Here is a 15,392-nt window from a genome sequence, read left to right on the forward strand (position 1 = left end):
GAAATTACACAAAGAGGAAGAGGAGGACGCGCCGATGGAACCCGGAACGCTGCTCTACGACCCGGCGACCGACACGGTCGGCGAGTACCAGGACAAGGCAGGGCCCTACGCCCTGTTGCGCCCGGTCGGCGGTGGGCGCGAATGGCAGGCCGACCCCGGGTCGCTCCGACCGGCCACGGACGCGGAGCGCCTCAGTGCCGGGGTCCGCGCCGCGAACTACCGCGCACGGACCGACGCCCCGTTCCTGGTCGCCCTCCCGCCGCAGCCGGCCCCCGGCTGCGCGGGGTGCGCGGAACTGGCCGAGGTCCGGGCGGCGGCACGCACCGCACGCGACTACAGCGCCGAGACCGACGCGAACGTCCTGCTCCGCAAACACCGCAGCGAGGCCCACCCCGTATGAACCGTCCCCGCCCTCACCAGCTGATCCAGGTCCCCCCGGCCCAGGCGGTACCGCCCCCGCTCATGCCGGCCGCGCCCTTGCCCGTCGTACGACAGCAGCAGCCCCCGGCACCACCACCCGCAGCCACACCCGTACCCACACCCCGACCCGCCCGCCGCCGACGGTTCCGCGCGCCCCGGGCCCTGCGCGAGGACGCCTTCTGGACCGGGGCGCTCACCGCGATGTGCATCGGCGGCCTGCTGATGGCGATCATCGCGACGACCTGAGCGGGCCTGGGCCTGCGGCCGTAGTCGAAGGGCTGTCAGGGGGCTGTCAGGGGTGTCCGCCGCAGCCGCAGCCCTTCATGGTCGCCCCCTCCTCGGGCGGCGGGGTGGTCGCGGCGGCCCGTTCCACCGCCGTGAGCAGCCGGCGGCGTTCCTCCGGCGGGATCCACCGGCCGTCGACGACCACGCCGTGGATGCGGCGGGTGTTGCGGATGTCGCGCAGCGGGTCGGCGTCGAGGACGAGCAGGTCGGCGGCGTGTCCGCGGGCCACGGTGCCGACGGCGGCCAGGCCGAGGGTGCGGGCCGCGTCCGACGTGGCCGCGCGCAGGACCTCGGCCGGGGTGAGGCCGGCCGTCACGAGCAGCGCCAGCTCGTCGTGGAGGGCGAAGCCCGGGACGAGGTATCCCGTGCCGGTGTCCGTGCCCGCCGCCAGCCGAACCCCGGTGTCGTGCAGCTCGCGGACCAGCCGGAGCCGGTGCGCGAAGATCTCGCGGATCCGCCGGGCCTGCTCGGGGGTGCGCCCGCCGATCAGGGCCGCCAGTTGGTCCGGCCAGCTCTCCACCTGCCAGGCGGGCAGGTACTTCCACTCCTCGGCCCGGGTCGGAACGTCGTCGGGCAGCTCCAGCGTGCGGTGCACGCTGAGCGTGGGGACGACCGCGGTCCCGTGAGCCGCCAGACTCCGGAAGAGCGCGTCCGCGCGGTCCCGGTCGTAGCCCCGCACCGCCCGCCATTCGAGGGGATGCACCTGCTGGAACCAACTGTGGTACCGGGAAAGGCTGCTGGGGTCGCGCGAGTCGATCCGTACGGCGTCCAGCAGGCGCCGTATCTCCTTCTCGTGCCGTGAGGTCGCCAGGAGCAGCGCGTGCAGGTGCTCGATGGTGCGGTGGCCGGCGGCGCTCGCCTCCGCGATCCGTACGGTGTCGGGGCAGTGCCCGAGGTGCGGGATGCCCTGGCGCCGTGCCTCGTCCGCGATGGCGAAGTAGGCCTCGCGGGACAGGCGGGAGTACACCTTGACGAAGTCTGCGCCCTCGCGCTTGACCCGCCGTACGGCGCGCCGGGCCTCGGCCGCGTCGCCCACCTCGATGGTCGGGCCCACGTCGGCCGCCCACAGTGAGGGCGTGCCGTCGACGATGGGGCTGCCGATCACCCAGCGGGGGCCGAGCAGTTCACCGCTGCGGATCTTGTCGCGCCACTCGTGGTGGACCGGCTCGCCCCGCATCTCCCGGACCGTGGTGACACCGGTGAGGGCGTACAGCGCCGGGACCACCGTCTCCGGGCCGTCGCTGTGGGTGTGCGCCTCGATCAGTCCCGGCATCAGGTACTTGCCGGTCAGGTCGACCGTGCGGGTGCCCGGGCGGAGCCGGGTGCGTGCGCTCGGGGCGAGTGCGGTGACGCGGCCGCCCTCGACGACGACCGTCATGTCCCGGGCCGGCGGTGCGCCCGACCCGTCGATCACGGTGACGTGGGTGAACGCCAACGGCCCGGTGCCGGCGCCGTTTCCGCCCCTCGTCCCGGCCGCGCGTGCCGTACCGGCGGACGCCGTACCGGCGGACGCAGTGCCCGTCAGTGCCGCCCCCGTCACGGCGGCGGCCCCGCCCAGGAACCCCCGTCGGGCCATACCGCGATGTGCCTCAACTGTCGCTTCGGACATGCTGTTTCCCCCTCCTGATCGTGAGTCCGTCGGCCGTGTCCGCCGACTCCCACGACTCTGGCGGCTCCGGGGCGACAGGACAGTGCGGCCAGACCGTGGATGTGGGGGTGTTGCTGGGCCCACCGGCGACGGCCCAGCCGCGTGACGCTCCTCGGCGAGGGCTGCCTCCGTCGCACCCCTACTCCCGTCGCCACAGGCAGAACGGGTGTCCCGCCGGGTCGAAGAAGACCCGTACGTGGTCCTGGGGCTGGTAGTCGGCGAGCGTGGCCCCCTCCGCCACCGCCCTCGCCGTCTCGCCCGCCAGGTCGTCGACCTCGATGTCGAGGTGGAGCATCATCTGCTGCTCGCCGGGCTTGCGGGTGGGCCACACCGGCGGGACGTACTCCGGCTCGGTCTGGAAGGAGAGGCCGGTGCCTCCGGCGGGCGGCACGATGACCACCCAGTCGGGCTCGTCCTCCCGCACCACGTACCCGAGCAGCCGGCAGTAGAAGTCGGCCAGCTCGTGCGCGTCAGGCGCGTCGAACACCACAGTGGTCAGGGTCGTAGGCGACATGCCTGCCCTCTACCCACTCTCCGCAGCCCTGCTCTACTGGCGGCGCTTCTTGCCGTCCAGCTCGTCCCACCACTCGTCGGACTTGGGGTCGCCGGACGGGTCGTCCCACCAGCGGTCGTCGGGGCCGCGCCGGTTGGCGACCATCGCGGCGACCGGCGGGATCAGCATCGCGACCACACACATCCCCACGGCCACGGGCACCGACCAGATCCGCACGACTCCCCAGGCCAGGACGAAGAGTCCGATGCAGATGCCCATCATGACGAAGTACACGCGACGGCGACGTGCCAGCATGCGTCCAGCGTAGGCCCGCATTGATGCCGACTCCACAGATGCGGGCCCGCCGACGCCGACGGCCGGAGGCCGGCGCAGCGCTCCGCAGCCTGCGAAGCAGTGCAAGGAGCGCATCAAGAAGGGGTCACGCGACGGCGACGTGCCAGCATGCTTCAAGGGTAGGCCCGCGCATGCGAAAGGGCCGCACCTCAGGAGGTGCGGCCCTTCGACAGTAGGACGGCGATCAGACGGCGATCGCGACCTCCGCCAGGCCGCCCGTCTGGGCGACCACCGTGCGGTCGGCGGTGGCGCCCGGAACGAGGGCGCGGACGGTCCAGGTGCCTTCGGCCGCGTAGAAACGGAACTGGCCCGTCGCGGAGGTCGGGACCTCCGCGGTGAACTCACCGGTCGAGTCCAGGAGACGGACGTAACCCGTCACCGGCTCGCCGTTACGCGTCACCTGGCCCTGGATGGTGGTCTCACCGGGCTTGATCGTCGAGGCGTCGGGGCCGCCGGCCTTCGCTCCACACATGTCTTGGTTTCCTTCAGGTCGCAGCGGTTGTGCGGGGTACTGGTGCTTACTTGTTGGCGCCGAGCTCGATCGGGACGCCGACCAGGGAGCCGTACTCGGTCCAGGAACCGTCGTAGTTCTTGACGTTCTCGACACCGAGCAGCTCGTGCAGCACGAACCAGGTCAGGGCCGAGCGCTCGCCGATACGGCAGTACGCGATGGTGTCCTTGGCGAGGTCGACCTGCTCCTCGGCGTAGAGCTCCTTGAGCTCGTCGTCCGACTTGAAGGTGCCGTCGTCGTTGGCGTTCTTCGACCACGGGATGTTGCGCGCGGACGGGACGTGGCCCGGACGCTGCGACTGCTCCTGCGGAAGGTGCGCCGGCGCGAGCAGCTTGCCGCTGAACTCGTCGGGCGAACGGACGTCGACCAGGTTCTGGGCGCCGATGGCCGCCACGACGTCGTCGCGGAACGCGCGGATCGCCTTGTTCTGCGGCTTGGCCTTGTAGTCGGTGGCGGGACGCGAGGGGACTTCCTCGACCAGCTCGCGGGCGTCCAGCTCCCACTTCTTGCGGCCACCGTCGAGCAGCTTGACGTTGTCGTGGCCGTAGAGCTTGAAGTACCAGTAGGCGTACGACGCGAACCAGTTGTTGTTGCCGCCGTAGAGGATCACCAGCGTGTCATTGCCGATGCCCTTGCCGGACAGGAGCTTCTCGAAGCCCTCCTGGTCGACGAAGTCACGGCGTACCGGGTCCTGGAGGTCCTTGGTCCAGTCGATCCGGATCGCGTTCTTGATGTGGTTCTTCTCGTACGCGGACGTGTCCTCGTCGACCTCGACGATCGCCACGCTCGGGTTGTCGAGGTTGGCCTCGACCCAGTCGGCGTCGACCAGGACGTCACTGCGGCTCATGCTTTTCTCCTCCGGGGCAGTTACGGCGGTGCGGTGCGTGAGAGAAAGGGTGCGCGCTCGCGCGGGTGTCCCTGATCAGGGACACGGAGGGGGGAAGACGGAAGCCTGCGCTTCCGCTCAGACAGTGCGACAGAGCATGGCGGCGACGCGGCACAGGTCAACTGCCCGCCGCTTCGTGAGGTCGTCCGCCTGGCCCTGGGGCCGGAGGGCGCTGAATGTGCACTGCATAGGGTCGATCGTAGGGACGGATCGCGGGGCATGTCACCGGTGTGTCGTATTTTGAGACGCGATCGTCCGTGATGTGAGACGGGAGAGGCGCCGGAGGCCCTGCGACAGGGAATCCGGGCCCTCGCGGCCGTTGATTCCCCTGCCGCACGGACGCGGGTGTCTCGCCCCTCGGACGCTCGCCGTCCACCCGGAACGGCACCGCCCGTCGTCCTACCCGGCCAGCCTGACGTTCGAACCCTTCACCTTGATGTCCACACCGGCCTTCGCGGCCTGCACACTGTCCAGCTTCACACCGCCCGGCAGCTGGTCGAGCGTCTGCTGGAAGTCGGTGATCGAGCGGACCCGGGAGTCGGCGAGGTCGACGACCAGCTTGGGCAGGTTGTCCGCGTGCACCTTCACCGTGTTGCCCACGACGGTGACCGTGCTCAGCACCGGGTACGTCGTCGTCCCGACCCCCGTGACCGTGACCTTCATGTCGGCCTTGATCTTGCCGTCGCCGCCGTCCGAGAGGCTGACGATCTGGGCCGTGACACCGGTGAAGACGGGCGTCGGCGCGGACTTGGCGGCCTTGAGCAGCTGGTCGTAGGAGATGCTCGCGGTGCCCGTCGCGCTGGCCGCCGTGGCGGAGCTGTAGTCGCCGGAGAACTTGACGTCCTTCATGTCGGCCTTGAGGTCGTCGATCCGGATCGTGGTGGCGCCGCCGGTCGCGCTCGTGTTGCCGGTCGGGGCCTCGTACTGGCCGACGCCGAGTTCCACGTCGTCCAGCTCACCGGAGGCGACCTGGGTGAGGAAAGGGAAGCCCTTGATGGAGACGTCGGGGGTGCTGGCCAGGTTCTCGCTGGTCTTCACCTTGGACGCGGCCTCCTCCTCCGCGAAGTGGACCGCGACCCGGTCGACGACCACGAACAGGACCCCCAGAATCACCACGACGATCAGAAGTATTCGCAGCCCACGCATCTACGGAGTTCCCCACCTGGTGGTCGTCGACGAAAGCGGTACAACGACCGGATGGCCGCTCAGCGCGAGAGTAGTCCTGCCGGACACGTGTACCGCGAAATTGTCGATCACCTGTGACAGTGCTCTTAACTGCCGCAGGTGTTTCCATGTTTCCAACAACTGCCGCCTCCAGCATGGGACTTGGCCGCCCGGGCTAGACGAGCGCCCGCCCCAGCAGGTACACCGCAGGGGCCGCCGCGGCGAGCGGGAGGGCCACACCGGCCGTGAAGTGGACGAAGCGGGACGGGTAGTCGTAGCTCGCCACCCGGTGGCCGATCAGCGCGCAGACCCCCGCGCCCGCACCGAGCAGCGCACCCTTCGCGCCCATGCCCGTCATCCCTCCTACGGCGATGCCCGCTCCGGCGGCCGCGAGCAGCGAGACGACGACCGACGCCACGGTCGGCAGCGGCAGCGCGCGGGCCAGGATCGCGACGGCGACGGCGGCCGCGCCGACCGTCACCGCGTCCGGGTCGGCCGCGAGGTGTCCGGCCGCGACGATGGCCAGGGCCGCCGAGGCGACCGTGGCCATCAGGCTCGTGATCCGGGTATCCGGGTCGGCGTGCGAGCGCAGCTGCGTGACGAGGGAGAGCAGGACCCAGACGCCGAGGGTGCCGAGGATCGCTGCGGGGCCGTTCTCCCGCCCGGCCGCGAGCAGCGCCACGTCCGCGACGAGCGCGCCCGCGAAGGCGAGCGCGATGCCCTGCCGGGCGGGCCACATCCCGTTCAGCCGGAACCAGCCCGCGGCCGTCACGGCCTGAAGGATGACGAGCGGTACGACGAGGGCGTACGACCCGACCTGCGCGGTGACGGAGAGCAGGAGCGCCAGTACGGCGGTGAGGCCGGCCGGCTGCATCCCGGGCTCGATGATCGGCGAACGTCCCTCAAGGCGGGCCCGCTGCGCGTCGGTGATGCGGGCGTTGCCGGCGAGGGAGGGCGGGCCGTAGCCGTCTCCGGTGGAGGGGGCGGGGGGTGCCTGCGCCTCGGGCACCTCGGGTCTGGGCGGCTGGGCGTACGCCTCGGCCTGCGCGTAGGGGTCGTAACTCCGCGGTGCCGCTTGGTAGTTCTGCGGTGGGAAGTACGCCAGGTCGGACGCGGAGGGTCTCGACTGCTGGACCTGGGTGTCCCAGGTCTGGCCCTGCCACTGCTGGGTGTACTGCTGCTCGGCCTGCGCGTCGTCGTACGCCTGCTGCTGATGCCCGGGCCACGCCTGCGCCTGTGCCTGCTGTGCCTGTGCCTGCTGTGCCTGTGCCTGCTGGGGCTGCTGTTGCTGGGGCTGCTGCTGGGCGTAGGGATCGTAGCCCTCGCCATAGCCCTCGTACGGCTGGTTGCTCATCGCTTCGCTCATCCTCCTGCGAACGGCGGGAGCACCTCGACCGTGCCGCCCTCGGCCAGCCGTACCGTCTCATGTCCGCGGGTGCCCACGGGGTCACCGTCAATGAGGAACGAGCATCGCAGCAGTACGCGGGCGAGTTCCCCGGGGTGTCGCTCGCGGACGGCGGCGAGGGCGTCGGCGAGGGTGTCCGCGTCGTACGGCTCCTCGGCGATGCCGGCCGCGGCCTTCGCGGCGGCCCAGTAGCGCACCGTGACCTTTGGCATGTGCTCGCTTCCTCGGTAGACCGGTGTCGACGGATCGGGCGTCAACACCGTCAGGCTAGCCGTCCTGTGAATTGCCCCAGCGCCCGATGCGGGCCAGCAGGTCGTCGGCGGCCGCGTGCTCGGCGTGGCCCATGCCCGGCTCCAGCCAGAGTTCAGCCTGGTCACCGGCGGCGTCGGCCAGCATGCGGGGGTGGTCGACGGGGAAGTAGCCGTCGCGGTCGCCGTGCACGATGAGGAGGGGGGTCGGGGCGATGCGCGGGACCGCCTCGACCGGGGAGAGCGGGACCGGGTCCCAACCCCTGTGCTCGATACGGGTGTTGAGGCCGTAGCGGCCGACCAGACGCCCCTCGGGGCGGGTCACGAGCCAGTGGAGCTTCCGCATGGGAGCCGTGCCTCGGTAGTACCAACGGGCCGGCGCACTCACGGAAACCACCGCGTCCGTGTGCGCTTCCGTGCGCCCCTCGCGCCCCGAGCCCTCAGATTCACCCGGTCCGTAGAGCGCCGCGTGCCGCAGCACCACCGAACCGCCCATCGAGAAGCCGACAGTGACCACGCGCGCGTGCCCCTGTTCGCGCGCCCAGGCGACCGCCGCCGCCAGATCGAGCACCTCGCGGTCGCCGACGGTGGACCGTCCGCCGGAGGCGCCGTGGCCCCGGAAGGAGAAGGTGACCACGGCCCCGTACTGGAGGAACGCCTCGGCAACCCGCCGTACATGTGGCTTGTCCACATCGCCCGTGAAACCGTGCGCCACGACGAACACGGGATCACCGGAAGGTGACCGGGAGGCGTCGTATACGGGCGCCCCCGGTTCGTATACGGAATCGATCGTCACCCCGTCGTCGGTGTGCAGAAACGTCCGCAAAGGTGTACGTCTGATCGTCTCAGAGTTCGGACGAACGGTGGATCGTGCCACATGACCTGCCGTACCAGCGCTCATGTGGGCTATTCTGCTCGACAGAGGACTCGGGCAGCGAAGCCCCCGAGTCCTTTTGTGCTTCCAGGAGCGTTGTATACGAAGCGGTACACCACGGGAAACCACAGGTGGCCGCCGGTGATACAGGGCCCCCGGGACCGCAAACGCTGTGCCGCATGACACACGTCCTCGCAGGGACCGAGGAGGAACCAGACTTATGAGTTCTCTGCTGCTCCTGACCAACGCCCTCCAGCCGTCTACGGAGGTGCTTCCGGCCCTTGGCCTGCTGCTGCACAACGTGCGCGTGGCACCGGCGGAAGGCCCCGCTCTCGTCGACACCCCAGGTGCCGACGTCATCCTGATCGACGGCCGCCGTGACCTGCCTCAGGTGCGCAGCCTGTGTCAGCTCCTCCGGTCCACCGGCCCGGGGTGCCCGCTCATCCTCGTCGTCACCGAGGGCGGCCTCGCCGCCGTCACCGCCGACTGGGGCATCGACGACGTCCTGCTCGACACGGCCGGACCGGCCGAGGTCGAGGCGCGACTGCGCCTGGCCATGGGCCGCCAGCAGATCGTCAACGACGACTCCCCCATGGAGATCCGCAACGGCGATCTCTCCGTGGACGAGGCGACGTACTCCGCCAAGCTCAAGGGCCGGGTCCTCGACCTGACCTTCAAGGAGTTCGAGCTCCTCAAGTACCTCGCCCAGCACCCGGGCCGCGTCTTCACGCGCGCCCAGCTGCTGCAGGAGGTCTGGGGCTACGACTACTTCGGCGGTACGCGCACGGTCGACGTCCACGTACGACGCCTGCGCGCGAAGCTCGGAGTCGAGCACGAGTCGCTGATCGGGACCGTCCGGAACGTCGGTTATCGATTCGTTACCCCGGAGAAGGGTGACCGGGGCGGCGAGGAGGCCAAGCTCAAGGCAAGCGCTGCCATCGCCGACGCAAAGCCGGAGGATGCGGACGGTACGGCCGATTCGGCCGCGCTGGACGCCGCCGAGATCCCGGCCGAGGCGTAACCGTATCGGGCAGGGCGTCGCTTTTCGGTGTCGCGTCCGCGCGGAGATGGTGCGCGGAAGCCGAGAGAAGCTTCGAAACGCCCTGCCCAGGGCGGGTCCATCCGCGTAGACTCCGCGCGTGGCCAAGGTGACTCGGGATGATGTAGCGCGGCTGGCAGGGACGTCGACTGCCGTCGTCAGCTATGTCATCAACAACGGACCCCGGCCGGTTGCCCCGGCCACGCGCGAGCGTGTCCTCGCCGCGATCAAGGAACTGGGGTACCGACCCGACCGGGTGGCCCAGGCCATGGCGTCGCGGCGTACGGACCTCATAGGCCTGATCGTGCCGGACGCGCGCCAGCCCTTCTTCGGGGAGATGGCGCACGCGGTGGAACAGGCCGCGTCCGAGCGCGGAAAGATGGTGCTGGTCGGCAACTCCGACTACATCGCCGAGCGCGAGGTCCACTATCTACGGGCCTTCCTCGGGATGCGGGTCTCCGGACTGATCCTGGTCAGCCACGCGCTGAACGACAACGCCGCCGCGGAGATCGAGGCCTGGGACGCCCGGGTCGTCCTGCTCCACGAGCGCCCCGAGGCGATCGACGACGTGGCCGTCGTCACGGACGACCTCGGCGGCGCCCAGCTCGCCGTACGACATCTCCTTGAGCACGGCTACGAGTACGTCGCCTGTATGGGCGGTACGGCGGCGACGCCGGCCGTCGGTGACCCGGTCTCCGACCACGTCGAGGGCTGGCGGCGCGCGATGACCGAGGCCGGCCTGCCGACCGAGGGGCGCCTCTTCGAAGCCCCGTACAACCGCTACGACGCCTACCAGGTCGCCCTGGGCATCCTCTCCGGCCCCCGCCGTCCGCCCGCGATCTTCTGCTCCACCGACGACCAGGCGATCGGCCTGCTGCGGGCCGCGCGCGAGCTGCGCATCGACGTACCGCGCGAGCTGGGTGTCATCGGCTTCGACGACATCAAGGAAGCGGCCCTGGCCGACCCGAAGCTGACAACGATCGCATCGGACCGCCCGGCGATGGCCCGCGCGGCGGTGGACCTCGTCCTCGACGACGGCCTGCGGGTGGCGGGGTCGCGGCGCGAGCGGCTGAAGGTGTTCCCGTCGCGGCTGGTCATACGGCAGTCGTGCGGGTGCGAGGGCTGAGGCCACCCGTAGGGGAGGTCGCCGGGGTCGCCGCGGCGGTCAGCGGGTTCGCTCCGGCTGTCACAGGGTTCGCTGGAATCCCCGAGTTTCCGGGGATCCGGCGTCTTTATATCGGGCATACGAGGTTCTGTCGGGCTTCTCAGCGGGCGCTCAGGTACCTCTCATGATCCCGCGACAGGCTCTGTTCCATGACCGAGAGCTTCCGCCGCAGCGGCGAGTACGAGACCCCCCAGGGCGACCAGCCGCAGGCGTACCCCCAGCAGCAGCACGCCTCTTCTCCCGTGAACCCGGAGTGGCCGCCCCCGCCGGCCTACCAGCCTCCGGCGCAGCAGGCTCAGCCCGCCCAGCAGCCGCAGCAGCCGGCCGCACCCGCGTGGCCGGCCCAGGCGCCCGCCCCCTCGCCCGCCCCGCAGGCCGCCTTCGGCGCCGATGGCGGAGCGTACGGCGGCGGTGACGGCGGAGCTCTCGCCGCCGACGGCAGCGGCGGTCACGGTGGTGGCGGCGACACCGCTCTCCTCACCCACGTCCAGGGCGAGGCACCCAAGCCGAAGAAGCGCACCCGGGGCCCGCTCGCGCTGCTCGCCGCCGTGGCGATCGTCGCCGCGGCCGTCGGCGGCGGCACGGCGTACGCCTTCCAGGAGCTGACCGGCAAGGACACCGTCGCCACCTCCAGCACCACCACGGCCGTCGTGCCCTCCAGCAAGAGGGGCGACGTCGCCACGATCGCCGCGACCGTCAGCCCGAGCGTGGTCGAGGTCGAGGCCACCCTCAGCAACGGCTCGTCGACCGGCGCCGGCGTGATCATCACCTCCGGCGGCGAGGTCATCACCAACAACCACGTCATCTCCGGCGCCACGTCCGTCAAGGTCAAGACGAGCGACGGCAAGTCGTACACCGCGAAGGTCGTCGGCACCGACAGCAAGAAGGACCTCGCGCTGCTCAAGCTGGAGAACGCCTCCGGCCTGAAGGCGGCCACCCTCGGCAACTCCGCCGGCGTCCAGATCGGCGACACGGTCGTCGCGATCGGCTCCCCCGAGGGTCTGACCGGCACGGTCACCAGCGGGATCGTGTCCGCCCTGAACCGTGACGTGACCGTCTCGACCGACGAGAGCCAGAGCCAGGGTTCGGGTTCGGGTTCGGGCGGCAGCGGCCAGTGGCCGTTCCAGTTCGGCGGCCAGCAGTTCAACGGCGACACCGGTTCGTCCACGACGACGTACAAGGCGATCCAGACCGACGCGTCCCTCAACCCCGGCAACTCCGGCGGCGCCCTGATCGACGCGAACGGCAACATCATCGGCATCAACTCCGCGATGTACTCGTCCAGTTCGGACTCCTCGTCCTCGTCGTCCGAGGCCGGAAGCATCGGCATCGGCTTCGCCATCCCGATCAACACCGTCAAGGCGGACCTGGCTTCGCTGCGGGCGGGCGGTTCCGACAGCTAGACCGACGCAGGTGCGGTCGATCCATCACAGTAGGGAGTACGTCATGATCAAGCAGGTTTCGCACACGGTGACCGACACCGGAGCGGCCGGTCTCGGCCTGGCCCTCGGGGTGGCGTACGAACTGCACGCGCCGGCCGCACGGGCACCGGAAGTGGCGCCCGTCCCAGAGCTGATGGGCCTGCGCACCAGCGCGGCCCGCCCGCACCACCGCAAGGTGCCGCTGAACCGCCTCCAGACGATGCGAGGCTGATCACATGGAGGATTGAGGGGCAAGGCTGATCTCACGCTTTTTCTCACTTCCTCCCCTCTTCACGCACCGGCCGGGAAACATGCGAGGCTGATTGCGACCAGCCGATCGTTGTCTCCCCGTCCCACCGCACCCGAGGAATCCAGCCCATGAGCCCCGCCGAAGGCGACCGTGACACCCAGCGCATCCTGATCGTCGACGACGAGCCGGCTGTGCGCGAAGCACTCCAGCGCAGCCTCGCGTTCGAGGGGTACGACACCGAGGTCGCCGTCGACGGCGCGGACGCGCTGGAGAAGGCGACCGCGTACCAGCCCGACCTGGTCGTCCTCGACATCCAGATGCCGCGCATGGACGGCCTGACGGCGGCCCGCCGGATGCGGGGCGCCGGTACGACGACCCCGATCCTGATGCTCACGGCCCGCGACACGGTCGGCGACCGGGTCACCGGCCTCGACGCGGGCGCCGACGACTACCTGGTCAAGCCCTTCGAACTCGACGAACTCTTCGCACGGGTACGGGCGTTGCTCCGCCGCAGCTCGTACGCGGCGGCCGCGGCAGCCGGTACCGCCCCCGAGGACGACTCCCTCACCTTCGCCGACCTCCGCATGGACCTCGCGACGCGTGAGGTCACCCGCAACGGCCGCCAAGTCGAGCTGACCCGCACGGAGTTCACGCTCCTGGAGATGTTCCTGGCGCATCCCCGCCAGGTCCTCACCCGCGAGCAGATCCTCAAGGCGGTCTGGGGCTTCGACTTCGAGCCGTCCTCCAACTCCCTTGATGTGTACGTGATGTACCTGCGCCGCAAGACGGAAGCTGGGGGCGAGCCTCGGCTTGTGCACACGGTGCGTGGCGTGGGTTACGTGTTGCGACAGGGTGGAGCGGAGTGAAGAACGTCCTCAACCGGTTCCTGCACCGGTTCCGGACCCTGCCGATCCGGTCACGGCTGGCGATGCTGGTCGCGGCGGCGGTGGCGTTCGGGGTGGCGGCGGTATCGGTGACCTGTTGGTTCATCGTGCAGGGGAAGTTGTACGACCAGGTCGAAGGTGACCTGAAGGACATGGTGCGCCGACCCGGCACGGTCCAGTCGCTGCTGCAGAGGTGCACGCAGACCCCTGTGAAGAACAACGACATGTTCTCCGGCCGGAACGAGTACGTGGAGGCGATCAAAGCGAAGGGCGCCCCCTGCGTCGACCCCAGCTCCCCAGGCACGGTCAAGGCCACGAGCAGCGACAAGGACGTCATCAAGAAGGCGAAGGCCGGCGAGGCCATCTTCCGCAACGGCACCGACGAGGACGGCAACGCCGTACGCGTACTGACCCTGTACCTGGGAGTCGACCAGTCCGACTCGCAGGGGGTGGCCCTGATTCTGGCGGCCCCTCTCAAGGGCACTCAGTCGACGCTCAACGAACTTGCCCTGATCCTGCTCCTCGTCTCCGGCATCGGAGTCGTCGGCGCCGGCGCAGCCGGTCTCGCGGTAGCCCGCGCAGGTCTCCGCCCCGTCGACAAACTCACCGAGGCCGTAGAACACGTGGCCCGTACCGAGGACTTGGCGGTCCGCATCCCCGTGGACGAGGACAGCGACGACGAGATCGCCCGCCTCTCCCGCTCGTTCAACTCGATGACGACCTCCCTCGCCAACTCCCGCGAGCTGCAGCAACAACTCATCGCGGACGCCGGTCACGAACTCCGTACCCCCCTCACCTCCCTCCGTACGAACGTCGAACTCCTCACCCGCAGCGAGGAGACCGGCCGGCCGATCCCCCCGGCGGACCGCAAGGCACTACTCGCGTCAGTCAAAGCCCAGATGACCGAACTGGCGTCCCTGATCGGCGACTTGCAGGAACTGTCCCGTTCGGAGGGACAGCGAGGTGAGCGCGTCCAGATCGTCTCGCTCCAGGACACCGTCGAGGCCGCCCTGCGCCGAGCCCGCCTGCGCGGCCCGGAGTTGACGATCACGGCGGACGTACAGCCGTGGTTCGTCCAGTCGGAGCCCTCCGCGCTGGAGCGCGCGATCGTCAACATCCTCGACAACGCGGTGAAGTTCAGCCCCGAGGGCGGCACGATCGAGGTCCAGCTCACGCACGGCGTCCTCACCGTCCGCGACCACGGCCCCGGCATCCCCGCCGAGGAACTCCCGCACGTCTTCGACCGGTTCTGGCGCTCACCGTCGGCGCGCGCACTCCCCGGTTCGGGCCTCGGCCTGTCCATCGTCGCCCGCACGGTCGAACAGGCCGGCGGCGAGGTGACCCTGGCGCACGCGCCGGGCGGGGGGACGGTGGCGACGGTACGGATTCCGGGGACGCCGACTGCACCGCCCGAAAGCTCCGCCCCTCAGTAGGCGAGTTGAAAAAGTGTGACACTTCGGCGGAAAGTGTCACACTTCGCGGGGTAAGGGTCGGCGGGTCTCAGCCTCCGCCCGTCGCATTCGCCCTCAGTGGAAGCCCAGCATTCCGGGGGAGTCGATGTCGACAGTGACCACACCCGGCGGGTAAGCCTCTTCCCGGGTCGTCAGGAGAATCGACATGCCCGTGAACTCGGCCCGCGGCAGTGCGCAGTACAGGGCGTGACAGGTGTCCGGTCCGCCGTACCCGTCACGGATCATGGTGCCGACGGTGACCGAGGAGACCGTGGTCAAGTCGTCGACGACTACCGAGGAGAACGCGAGCACACGGTCCCCGGCGTCCGCGTCCTCGGACTCCGCCTGCATGAGGCAGAGCGCGGGAATCCGAAGCAGATCGCCTGGGGTGTGGGCCATGTTCGCGGCGAGAAGGTTCAACGTCTTGTGCCCGTTCGCGAGAGCACGGGTGGCACCGGTGTCCAGAATGATCACGTCGCCGCGCCTCGCGCCCTACGGATCTTCTCGGCAGCGACTTTGTACACGTTGCCGAGGATGTCAGGCGCCCTGTCGAACTCCTCGTCGCTGATGTCCAGGCCGATCACGTCTCGGACGACCTTCCGGTCGGCGGCCACCCGCTCCGCGATCTGCTCCGCCGTCGGCTGCTCGCTGGCCAACTGCTCGACGAACTGGCCCAAGGTCATCCCGTGCTCCTTGGCGACCTGGGCGAGATGGTCTCGGGCCTGTCGGGACACCTGGATGGTCGTATTCTCTGCCATGGCTCCACCATAGTCTTACCATGGCCACACTGCTTCCCGATTCCCCCGGTTCGCCGAACAAGGCTGACCGCGCATCTACGGCCCCGCATCAAGGGCCAGGGAGCTTCCGCGTGCGGGCGATGGGCCGCCGACCGCA

The 15,392-nt window shown here is 70.0% G+C and carries 20 protein-coding genes; 8 read left to right on the forward strand and 12 right to left on the reverse strand.

The annotated features are described in order from the left end of the window. Nucleotides 1-34: 34 nt before the first annotated feature. Together ACGFY9_RS07375 and ACGFY9_RS07380 are read left to right on the forward strand one after the other, a co-directional pair. Nucleotides 35-400, forward strand: coding sequence for a hypothetical protein (locus ACGFY9_RS07375; protein WP_393752772.1), 366 nt, complete (start codon nt 35-37; stop codon nt 398-400). Next, nucleotides 397-666 carry a hypothetical protein gene (locus ACGFY9_RS07380; RefSeq protein WP_393752773.1) on the forward strand — a complete coding sequence of 90 codons (270 nt, stop codon included), beginning with the start codon at nt 397-399 and terminating at the stop codon, nt 664-666. Before ACGFY9_RS07375 ends, ACGFY9_RS07380 begins: the two co-directional genes overlap by 4 nt. Before the next feature lie 46 nt (nt 667-712). Here the strand turns inward: ACGFY9_RS07380 and ACGFY9_RS07385 are convergent, their stop codons facing one another. From ACGFY9_RS07385 to ACGFY9_RS07430, 10 genes are all read right to left on the reverse strand, one after another. Next, nucleotides 713-2,314, reverse strand: a complete 1,602-nt coding sequence (locus ACGFY9_RS07385; RefSeq protein ID WP_393752774.1) for an amidohydrolase family protein — start codon at nt 2,312-2,314, stop codon at nt 713-715. A 178-nt stretch (nt 2,315-2,492) separates the two neighbouring features. Beyond that, nucleotides 2,493-2,867 (reverse strand): VOC family protein, encoded by a 375-nt coding sequence (locus ACGFY9_RS07390; RefSeq protein ID WP_393752775.1) that lies wholly within the window; start codon nt 2,865-2,867, stop codon nt 2,493-2,495. A gap of 33 nt (nt 2,868-2,900) precedes the next feature. Further along, a complete protein-coding gene (locus ACGFY9_RS07395; protein ID WP_393752776.1) occupies nt 2,901-3,161 on the reverse strand; it encodes a DUF3099 domain-containing protein in 261 nt (86 codons plus the stop codon). 223 nt (nt 3,162-3,384) lie between these two features. After that, nucleotides 3,385-3,672, reverse strand: a complete 288-nt coding sequence (locus ACGFY9_RS07400; RefSeq protein ID WP_019064558.1) for a DUF1416 domain-containing protein — start codon at nt 3,670-3,672, stop codon at nt 3,385-3,387. A 46-nt stretch (nt 3,673-3,718) separates the two neighbouring features. Beyond that, nucleotides 3,719-4,558, reverse strand: a complete 840-nt coding sequence (locus ACGFY9_RS07405; RefSeq protein WP_393752777.1) for a sulfurtransferase — start codon at nt 4,556-4,558, stop codon at nt 3,719-3,721. A 117-nt stretch (nt 4,559-4,675) separates the two neighbouring features. Continuing rightward, complete coding sequence (locus ACGFY9_RS07410) at nt 4,676-4,786, reverse strand: putative leader peptide (RefSeq protein ID WP_393752778.1); 111 nt, start codon at nt 4,784-4,786, stop codon at nt 4,676-4,678. A gap of 210 nt (nt 4,787-4,996) precedes the next feature. Beyond that, a complete protein-coding gene (locus tag ACGFY9_RS07415; RefSeq protein ID WP_393752779.1) occupies nt 4,997-5,743 on the reverse strand; it encodes a DUF2993 domain-containing protein in 747 nt (248 codons plus the stop codon). Between the two features lie 193 nt (nt 5,744-5,936). Continuing rightward, nucleotides 5,937-7,115, reverse strand: coding sequence for a hypothetical protein (locus ACGFY9_RS07420; protein ID WP_393752780.1), 1,179 nt, complete (start codon nt 7,113-7,115; stop codon nt 5,937-5,939). An 8-nt stretch (nt 7,116-7,123) separates the two neighbouring features. After that, the gene (locus ACGFY9_RS07425; RefSeq protein ID WP_393752781.1) at nt 7,124-7,378 is read right to left on the reverse strand and encodes a MoaD/ThiS family protein; all 255 of its coding nucleotides are present in this window, start codon (nt 7,376-7,378) and stop codon (nt 7,124-7,126) included. 55 nt (nt 7,379-7,433) lie between these two features. Further along, complete coding sequence (locus ACGFY9_RS07430; protein ID WP_393752782.1) at nt 7,434-8,315, reverse strand: alpha/beta hydrolase; 882 nt, start codon at nt 8,313-8,315, stop codon at nt 7,434-7,436. A gap of 193 nt (nt 8,316-8,508) precedes the next feature. Here ACGFY9_RS07430 and ACGFY9_RS07435 point away from each other — a divergent pair, with 193 nt between their 5' ends. From ACGFY9_RS07435 to ACGFY9_RS07460, 6 genes are all read left to right on the forward strand, one after another. Then, nucleotides 8,509-9,309, forward strand: coding sequence for a response regulator transcription factor (locus ACGFY9_RS07435; RefSeq protein WP_033281324.1), 801 nt, complete (start codon nt 8,509-8,511; stop codon nt 9,307-9,309). A gap of 118 nt (nt 9,310-9,427) precedes the next feature. Next, a complete protein-coding gene (locus ACGFY9_RS07440) occupies nt 9,428-10,453 on the forward strand; it encodes a LacI family DNA-binding transcriptional regulator (RefSeq protein WP_393752783.1) in 1,026 nt (341 codons plus the stop codon). A 188-nt stretch (nt 10,454-10,641) separates the two neighbouring features. Then, nucleotides 10,642-11,895 (forward strand): S1C family serine protease, encoded by a 1,254-nt coding sequence (locus tag ACGFY9_RS07445; RefSeq protein WP_393752784.1) that lies wholly within the window; start codon nt 10,642-10,644, stop codon nt 11,893-11,895. A 43-nt stretch (nt 11,896-11,938) separates the two neighbouring features. Continuing rightward, the gene (locus ACGFY9_RS07450; protein ID WP_033281327.1) at nt 11,939-12,145 is read left to right on the forward strand and encodes a hypothetical protein; all 207 of its coding nucleotides are present in this window, start codon (nt 11,939-11,941) and stop codon (nt 12,143-12,145) included. A 146-nt stretch (nt 12,146-12,291) separates the two neighbouring features. Then, entirely contained in the window at nt 12,292-13,029 is a 738-nt protein-coding gene (locus ACGFY9_RS07455) for a response regulator transcription factor (RefSeq protein WP_019073726.1), read from the forward strand. Further along, entirely contained in the window at nt 13,026-14,480 is a 1,455-nt protein-coding gene (locus tag ACGFY9_RS07460; RefSeq protein ID WP_393752785.1) for a sensor histidine kinase, read from the forward strand. Before ACGFY9_RS07455 ends, ACGFY9_RS07460 begins: the two co-directional genes overlap by 4 nt. Before the next feature lie 93 nt (nt 14,481-14,573). On the opposite strand, the gene ACGFY9_RS07465 is transcribed toward ACGFY9_RS07460, so the two are convergent. Together ACGFY9_RS07465 and ACGFY9_RS07470 are read right to left on the reverse strand one after the other, a co-directional pair. Then, nucleotides 14,574-14,972, reverse strand: coding sequence for a hypothetical protein (locus ACGFY9_RS07465; protein ID WP_393752786.1), 399 nt, complete (start codon nt 14,970-14,972; stop codon nt 14,574-14,576). Next, nucleotides 14,969-15,256, reverse strand: a complete 288-nt coding sequence (locus tag ACGFY9_RS07470) for a hypothetical protein (RefSeq protein WP_393752787.1) — start codon at nt 15,254-15,256, stop codon at nt 14,969-14,971. The genes ACGFY9_RS07465 and ACGFY9_RS07470 overlap by 4 nt, the downstream gene beginning before the upstream one ends. Nucleotides 15,257-15,392 lie beyond the last annotated feature (136 nt).

It is taken from the genome of Streptomyces sp. NPDC048504 (genome assembly GCF_043200035.1).
Lineage (GTDB): Bacteria > Actinomycetota > Actinomycetes > Streptomycetales > Streptomycetaceae > Streptomyces.

Excerpts from the sequence above, each read along its gene's own strand:
- ACGFY9_RS07375 (WP_393752772.1), top strand. The coding sequence starts at position 35 with ATGGAACCCGGAACGCTGCTCTACGACCCGGCGACCGACACGGTCGGC.
- ACGFY9_RS07380 (WP_393752773.1), top strand. The coding sequence starts at position 397 with ATGAACCGTCCCCGCCCTCACCAGCTGATCCAGGTCCCCCCGGCCCAG.
- ACGFY9_RS07385 (WP_393752774.1), bottom strand. The coding sequence starts at position 2,314 with ATGTCCGAAGCGACAGTTGAGGCACATCGCGGTATGGCCCGACGGGGG.
- ACGFY9_RS07390 (WP_393752775.1), bottom strand. The coding sequence starts at position 2,867 with ATGTCGCCTACGACCCTGACCACTGTGGTGTTCGACGCGCCTGACGCG.
- ACGFY9_RS07395 (WP_393752776.1), bottom strand. The coding sequence starts at position 3,161 with ATGCTGGCACGTCGCCGTCGCGTGTACTTCGTCATGATGGGCATCTGC.
- ACGFY9_RS07400 (WP_019064558.1), bottom strand. The coding sequence starts at position 3,672 with ATGTGTGGAGCGAAGGCCGGCGGCCCCGACGCCTCGACGATCAAGCCC.
- ACGFY9_RS07405 (WP_393752777.1), bottom strand. The coding sequence starts at position 4,558 with ATGAGCCGCAGTGACGTCCTGGTCGACGCCGACTGGGTCGAGGCCAAC.
- ACGFY9_RS07410 (WP_393752778.1), bottom strand. The coding sequence starts at position 4,786 with ATGCAGTGCACATTCAGCGCCCTCCGGCCCCAGGGCCAGGCGGACGAC.
- ACGFY9_RS07415 (WP_393752779.1), bottom strand. The coding sequence starts at position 5,743 with ATGCGTGGGCTGCGAATACTTCTGATCGTCGTGGTGATTCTGGGGGTC.
- ACGFY9_RS07420 (WP_393752780.1), bottom strand. The coding sequence starts at position 7,115 with ATGAGCAACCAGCCGTACGAGGGCTATGGCGAGGGCTACGATCCCTAC.
- ACGFY9_RS07425 (WP_393752781.1), bottom strand. The coding sequence starts at position 7,378 with ATGCCAAAGGTCACGGTGCGCTACTGGGCCGCCGCGAAGGCCGCGGCC.
- ACGFY9_RS07430 (WP_393752782.1), bottom strand. The coding sequence starts at position 8,315 with ATGAGCGCTGGTACGGCAGGTCATGTGGCACGATCCACCGTTCGTCCG.
- ACGFY9_RS07435 (WP_033281324.1), top strand. The coding sequence starts at position 8,509 with ATGAGTTCTCTGCTGCTCCTGACCAACGCCCTCCAGCCGTCTACGGAG.
- ACGFY9_RS07445 (WP_393752784.1), top strand. The coding sequence starts at position 10,642 with ATGACCGAGAGCTTCCGCCGCAGCGGCGAGTACGAGACCCCCCAGGGC.
- ACGFY9_RS07450 (WP_033281327.1), top strand. The coding sequence starts at position 11,939 with ATGATCAAGCAGGTTTCGCACACGGTGACCGACACCGGAGCGGCCGGT.
- ACGFY9_RS07455 (WP_019073726.1), top strand. The coding sequence starts at position 12,292 with ATGAGCCCCGCCGAAGGCGACCGTGACACCCAGCGCATCCTGATCGTC.
- ACGFY9_RS07470 (WP_393752787.1), bottom strand. The coding sequence starts at position 15,256 with ATGGCAGAGAATACGACCATCCAGGTGTCCCGACAGGCCCGAGACCAT.